Source organism: Asaia sp. SF2.1 (assembly GCF_000505765.1).
Classification (GTDB): Bacteria; Pseudomonadota; Alphaproteobacteria; order Acetobacterales; family Acetobacteraceae; genus Asaia; species Asaia bogorensis.
Genome location: NZ_AYXS01000048.1, coordinates 117950 through 124316, shown reverse-complemented (window position 1 = coordinate 124316; position 6367 = coordinate 117950). Strand labels below are relative to the sequence as shown.

General features: G+C 59.9%; 6 protein-coding genes. 4 read left to right on the top strand and 2 right to left on the bottom strand.

The features are described from left to right. Nucleotides 1-850, top strand: an 850-nt coding sequence (folD, locus tag P792_RS33405) for a bifunctional methylenetetrahydrofolate dehydrogenase/methenyltetrahydrofolate cyclohydrolase FolD (protein WP_023979696.1), incomplete at its 5' end; no start/stop codon positions are given. Beyond that, nucleotides 847-1593 carry a methylenetetrahydrofolate reductase gene (locus tag P792_RS33400; protein ID WP_023979695.1) on the top strand — a complete coding sequence of 249 codons (747 nt, stop codon included), beginning with the start codon at nt 847-849 and terminating at the stop codon, nt 1591-1593. The genes folD and P792_RS33400, both read left to right, overlap by 4 nt. On the opposite strand, the gene P792_RS33395 is transcribed toward P792_RS33400, so the two are convergent. Together P792_RS33395 and P792_RS33390 are read right to left on the bottom strand one after the other, a co-directional pair. Further along, nucleotides 1562-2713, bottom strand: coding sequence for a putative zinc-binding metallopeptidase (locus P792_RS33395; RefSeq protein WP_023979694.1), 1152 nt, complete (start codon nt 2711-2713; stop codon nt 1562-1564). The two genes, P792_RS33400 and P792_RS33395, sit on opposite strands and share 32 nt — an antisense overlap. Nucleotides 2714-2789: 76 nt before the next feature. Beyond that, nucleotides 2790-3632 (bottom strand): transglutaminase family protein, encoded by an 843-nt coding sequence (locus P792_RS33390; protein ID WP_023979693.1) that lies wholly within the window; start codon nt 3630-3632, stop codon nt 2790-2792. 325 nt (nt 3633-3957) lie between these two features. Here P792_RS33390 and P792_RS33385 point away from each other — a divergent pair, with 325 nt between their 5' ends. Then, the gene (locus tag P792_RS33385; protein ID WP_023979692.1) at nt 3958-5424 is read left to right on the top strand and encodes a circularly permuted type 2 ATP-grasp protein; all 1467 of its coding nucleotides are present in this window, start codon (nt 3958-3960) and stop codon (nt 5422-5424) included. Beyond that, nucleotides 5421-6367, top strand: a 947-nt coding sequence (locus P792_RS33380; protein WP_051395953.1) for an alpha-E domain-containing protein, incomplete at its 3' end; no start/stop codon positions are given. The genes P792_RS33385 and P792_RS33380, both read left to right, overlap by 4 nt.

Sequence of the window (6367 nt, the reverse complement as noted above, 5' to 3'; positions counted from 1 at the left end):
CAAGGCCGAGGCCGAGACCCTGCGCGAGCGCACCGGCAAGATTCCGGGTCTGGCTGTCGTGCTGGTCGGCGATGACCCTGCTAGCGAGGTCTATGTCCGCAACAAGGCTATCCAGACCCATCGCGCCGGTATGCGCTCATTCATGCACATGCTGCCCGAGACCACGTCGCAGGACGAGTTGCTGGAACTGATTGCCCGCCTCAACGCCGATCCCCAGATCCACGGTATTCTGGTCCAGCTACCCCTGCCGAAGCAGATCGACCCCATTCTGGTGACCAATGCCATTGCCCCGCACAAGGATGTGGATGGTCTGGGCGAGGTCAATGCCGGCAGGTTGAGCCTGGGTATTGACGGGCTGGTCCCCTGCACGCCTCTGGGTTGTCTCATCCTGCTCAAGGAAACGCTGCCCGCGCTGCGCGGGCTTCATGCCGTCATCATCGGGGCGTCCAATCTGGTGGGTAAACCCATGGCGCAGCTGCTGCTCAAGGAAGGCTGCACAGTATCGGTCGGTCATATCAACACAAAGGATGCGAGGGCGCTGGCCCGCGAGGGGGATATCCTTGTGGTCGCAACGGGCAAGAACGGGCTGGTGCGTGGGGACTGGATCAAGCCCGGCGCGACAGTCATCGACGTTGGCATCACGCGCATCGCCCTGCCGGACGGCAAGACGCGTCTGGTGGGTGATGTCGCCTTTGACGAGGCCGCGCCCATCGCTGGCCATATCACACCGGTGCCCGGTGGCGTTGGCCCCATGACCATTGCCTGCCTGCTGCACAACACCCTGCAGGCAGCGCGCCAGATTCTTGAAAATGGGCAGGACGGCACCGGTCGGAGCGAACAGACTCCATGAGCCGTATCGCCATTGAGCTGATCCCGCGCGACACGCAAAGCCTGATTGAGGATCTGGCCACGGTAAGGCAGATCGCGCCGGACGTAACGACCATCAACCTGCCCGACCTTCTGCGCCTGCCCCTGCGCTCATGGGAGGGTGCCGCGCTGGCGCAGGGTCAGGGCTATGCAGCCATCCCGCACATCCGTGCCATCGATATCGACCCCGATGCGCCCCTGCCCTGTGCGGAGCAGGAAGGACTGCGCGAGATTCTTGTCATCGCGGGCGATCCGCCCCCGGATTCGACGCATCGCATCTGGCCCAACAGCAGCGCGGACATCATCGCACGATATCGGCGTGAGGCCCCTCACCTCACGGTCTATGCGGCCTTCGATCCGTATCGCCGCGCCCCCTGGCAGGAACTGGAGACGATCCAGCAGAAACGTGATGCCGGTGCTGCTGGATTCTTCACCCAGCCCCTGTTTGACCAGAGGCTGTTCGATCTGTGCGCCTCGTGGCTGGAGAATGATCAGGTGTTCTGGGGGCTGTCACCCGTGATCGGCCCCAAGTCTCGCGCCTATTGGGAGCGCGTCAATCATGTTGTCTTCCCCTCGGATTTCGAACCGAAGCTTGACGCCAATATTGCGTTCGCACGGACGATCCTTGAGGCGGTGCGTGCACGCGGCGAGAGCGCCTACCTCATGCCCTTGCGCGTGCCGCTGGCAGATTACCTCACTCCGCTGCGTGACCTTCTGACATCGTGAGAGCGGCGCGCTCGGACTGATCCTGTCGCTGCGCGTCGCGGCTTTGCTGCGTTTCGCGAATGACATCATGGATGAAAGCCAGTTTCTGCCTTATCGCCCCTGTCAGGACGAAAGGATAGAAATCCTGAAGGCCCATGGAGCGGTTGAGGCTGTTCACGGCCATGCTCAGGGGGAGCCATGCATTCATGATCTCGTCAAAGCCCAGAGTACGGTAGGGATTGCCGCTGAGCGCCGGAGTTGAGTATTGCGCTGCTTCGGGTGTCTGTGGGGCAATGGCAATGCCATAAAGCCACGCCGTTTCCAGCGTCGAGACAATGTGCAGATAATGTGCCCAGGTCTCGGCGAAATCCTCCCAAGGGTGAGAGGCGGCATAGACACTGACATGCGTCTCGCGCCAGTTTTCCGAAGGCGGCTTGGCGTAATGCGCCTTGAGGGCTTCCTGATAATCCTGCCGGTCATCGCCGAATACGGCGCGACAGCGTTCCAGCCTTCTCCTATCGCGTATCAGCACGTTCCAGAAATAATGCCCGATCTCGTGCCTGAAATGCCCGAGCAGGGTCCGGTAATACTCGCCCATCTCCACGCGCATACGCTCGCGCTGGTCGTCATCGGCTTCTCGCACGGCAAGGGTGATCAAGCCATTGTCATGACCGGTCATGACAGGGGCCGAACCGTCGGGCGCATCGTCCAGAAAGTCGAAAGCCAGCCCGTTTTCAGGGTCCTCTCGCCGGCTGACCATTGGGAGGTCGAGCCGGATCAGTGCGTGAAAAAGGCGATGCTTGGCGACCTCGATCTTGCGCCAGCGCTCCAGATTATGCGGGTCCGACAGATCGGGGATCGTGCGATTGAACTGGCAGGCATAGCAATACGGGCCTTCAGCAGCTTCCTGCGGGCCGAGCAGCCAGTTGCAGGCGTCATACTGATGATTGGCGCAATAGACATGGACCTGATCCTCAAGACCTGGCTCCATCGGATACCATTTTCCGGGCGCCTCGGCCGGATTGAGCGCTGTCAGATCGGCCTGCTTGTGCAGATACCCCACTTCGTGATGGCATGACTCGCATCTCGTATTTTCAAAAAAAAGCGGCTGAGCGCAGCATTCGCACGAAAAAAGCTTCACGATCTGATCATCCCGATGAGGTTATGACCCGGAACTGCGCGTGACGACTTTGGTTCCCGCCTCGTCCGCCATGATACTACGCCCGATGCAGAAAATGCGCCTGCATCATCACATCGAATTCCGCCTGACACTGATCCAGCAACCCTGAGATCGGTGCGGCGGCATCAGGCGTGTCCGAAGCGGCCAACGGGATATGGTTCTGCGCGGCGATCAGACCCGATGTGGTGTCAAACCCCACCCAGCCATGCTCCGGCACCAAAATTTCGGCCCAGGCATGCAGGTCACAGGTCAGGCGGTCCGGATCAGCCTGAAGGGCAGAAGGCTCGATGAGATAGCCTGAGACAAAACGCGCTGCGTAACCCATATGACGTGCCAGGGCGATCAGCAGCCAAGCGCTGTCACGACATGACCCGGCCTCGCGTTTCAGGGTTTCCTGAGGCGTCCAGACACCCGGCTCCATGCGGCGCATGTAGTGCAGCCTGGTCGCGATGCGACGCGCCAGCCTGGACAGGCGTTCGAGAGGGCTCCCGATCGGCAATACGTCTTCGGCAGACAGAAACGGGACCAGCACCGCATCCTCCGTCACGGGGCGACGATAGGCCTGATCGAGCGCCATTTCACCGTCAGACGATCTCACGCCCATATCCAGCGGATTATAGGGGGCGAGATCGACAATCATGCTCACATCAACCACGAATTGCGACATGCGATCGGAGAAACGCACCTCGGAGACCATGTTGCCATGTCTGTCGTGATGCCAGTCCAGTCCGGCATGATCCGGCCCTATGGAAAGCGCATAGGTCATGATCGCATTGCGCGTGCGCGATGGCGGCCGCAAACGGATCGTCTGCGGGCCAAGCGACACCATCCGGTCGTAACGATAGGACGTGCGATGATTGAGCAGCACTGGCCGGCTCATCCTGCGCGCCCCGCTGGGCCTGGTTTCATGACACTCCCTTGCCTGCACCTTCCCTGCATGTCTCCTGCCTGCCCCGATGAGGCGCCTTCAGGGACCATCGTGCACCCTCCATGATGCCTGCCCCCCTGCCGCCCGCCGTCGGTTCAGGCAGCGCCTTGCAACCATTGGGCCGATATTCTGTTTGACAGCAATAAACCGGCGAACCCGCCCGGAACAGCCTTTCTTTTAGCGCTTGGCAAGTCACGAATTTTGGTAGTTTAATAAACAACCGTAACGTTTCGGTTCAGGATACACCAGACCCTCCCCAACAAGAAGGTGAGAAAATATGGCGCTCGACGCCTCGCCCATCCATGAAGCCGGTATTTTTTCGACCTATGACACGCCCGCCTTTTACTGCGAGCTGATGAACCGGGGCAGTGAACTGCCCGAAGCCCTGCAGAAGGTGCAGGAACGTCTGGCCCATCTCACCCTTACTGACCTGCGCGAGCGAACGACTGACGCAGAAAACCTGCTCTGGCGTCTGGGTATCACCTTCACGGTCTACACCGAACGTGAGGCCATTGATCGTATCCTGCCTTTCGACATGATCCCCCGCCTGCTCACGGCCGAGGAATGGGCATTTGTCGAGAAGGGCGTGCAGCAGCGCGTCAAGGCCATCAATCTCTTCTTGTGGGACATCTATCACGAGCGCCGTATTCTGGATGATGGCATTGTCCCGGCCGATCTCGTACTCAAGAACGCCAATTACTGCGAGGCGATGATCGGGGTGGACGTGCCGGGCGGTGTGTATGTCCACATCAACGGCACTGACCTCATACGCGACCGCTCAGGGCGCTTCCTCGTGCTTGAGGACAATGCACGCACCCCTTCCGGGGTCTCCTACGTCATCGAAAACCGCCACATGATGCTGCGACTGCTGCCTGATCTGGCATCGGGCATCAAGCTTCGCTCTGTCGAGGATTATGGCGTCAGGCTGCATCGCGCCCTATGCGATGTAGCCCCCAAGGGCGTGACAGACCCGCAAGTGGTTCTGCTTTCGCCGGGCATGTATAATTCCGCCTATTTCGAGCATGTGTTTCTGGCCCGTGAGATGGGTGTGCCGCTCGTCGAAGGGCGCGATCTGGTGGTTGAAGATCATCATGTCTTCATGCGCACCGTTGCCGGATTGCGCCCTGTCCACTCGATCTACCGCCGTATTGACGACGCGTTCCTCGATCCCCTGGCTTTCAACCCGGAGAGCTTGCTGGGCGTGCCGGGCCTCGTCGGAGCCTATTGTCGTGGCAATGTGACTCTTGCCAATGCGCTAGGCACCGGGGTGGCCGATGACAAGGCGATTTACGCCTATATGCCCCGCATCATTCGCTACTATCTCGACGAGGATCCTATCCTCGACAGTGTGGAAACCCACATCTGTGCTGAGCCCGAAGGCCTTGCCCACACACTCGATAATCTCGCCAATCTCGTAGTGAAGCCCGTCGGCGACTCCGGAGGCTATGGTCTCATCATCGGACCCCATGCGACCGAAAGCGAGCTTGAGGCCTTTCGCGAAAAGCTGATCGAAAATCCGGCCAATTACATCAGCCAACCCGTCATCGATCTTTCTGTCGTGCCGACACTCTGCCCCGCCGGTGTGGAAGGGCGTCACGTCGATCTGCGTCCCTTCGCGGTAACAGGGCAATCCACCTGGGTTCTGCCTGGCGGGCTGTCCCGCGTCGCGTTGCGAAAGGGGTCTCTGGTGGTGAATTCATCGCAGGGTGGTGGCTCAAAAGATACCTGGGTGATGTCAGCATGAGCCGCTTCAACCCCTATGTCGCAGGCATACAGCCCGACCTGAACACCCTGCTCTCGCGCTATGCCGAGAACATGATGTGGCTTGCACGCTATATGGAGCGCATCGAAAACCTCGCCCGCGTGCTCGAGGTAACCGAGGCTTTCGTGCGGGGTGCCGATGGCCGCCCGGTATGGGATTCAATCGTTCACATCAACAGCGATGAAGAGCGGTTTAACGCCCTCTATCCTGCCGCGAGGGAGGAGGATTATCTGTGTTTTTACATCACGGATTGCTCCAACCCGAGTTCGATCCGGGCCATGGCCCACGCCGTGCGCGAAAATGCCCGCTCTGCACGCCCCCTTATCTCGACCGAGATGTGGATGCAGCTCAATGTGTTTACGCGCTGGATGCTGGACCTCACGCCCGGCGACATACGACGCACAGGGCTTTCGGCCCTGTGCAACCGCATCAAGCAGGAGTGCCAGTCTCATGCCGGTGTGACGGAAGGGACGCTCTATCGCGATCAGGCCTGGCTGTTCTATCTGCTGGGTCGGCATCTGGAGCGCAGTGACCAGATCACACGACTGATCGACACGCGCTATCATACGCTCCTGCCCGATGCTGCCGAGGTGGGGTCGGAAATTGACATGACACAATGGGCGTCCGTGCTACGCTCGGCTGCGGCCTATCACGCCTTTCGTCGTCTCAAACCGGTGACGACCACGCCTGCCAATGTGGTTGGTTTCCTGCTCAAGAATGAGGGGTTTCCGCGCTCCCTTGCACTCAACCTGCGTCACGCCGACTCTGTTCTGGGTGCCCTCGCCACACACTACAACCTGCGCAAGCAAAGCTCGGCGGTGCAGGAACGCCTTGGCGAATTACGCGCCATGCTGGATGACCAGACAGCCGAGGAAATCATCATTCGTGGGCTGCACGAATGTATGCACTGGATTCAGGAACAGAT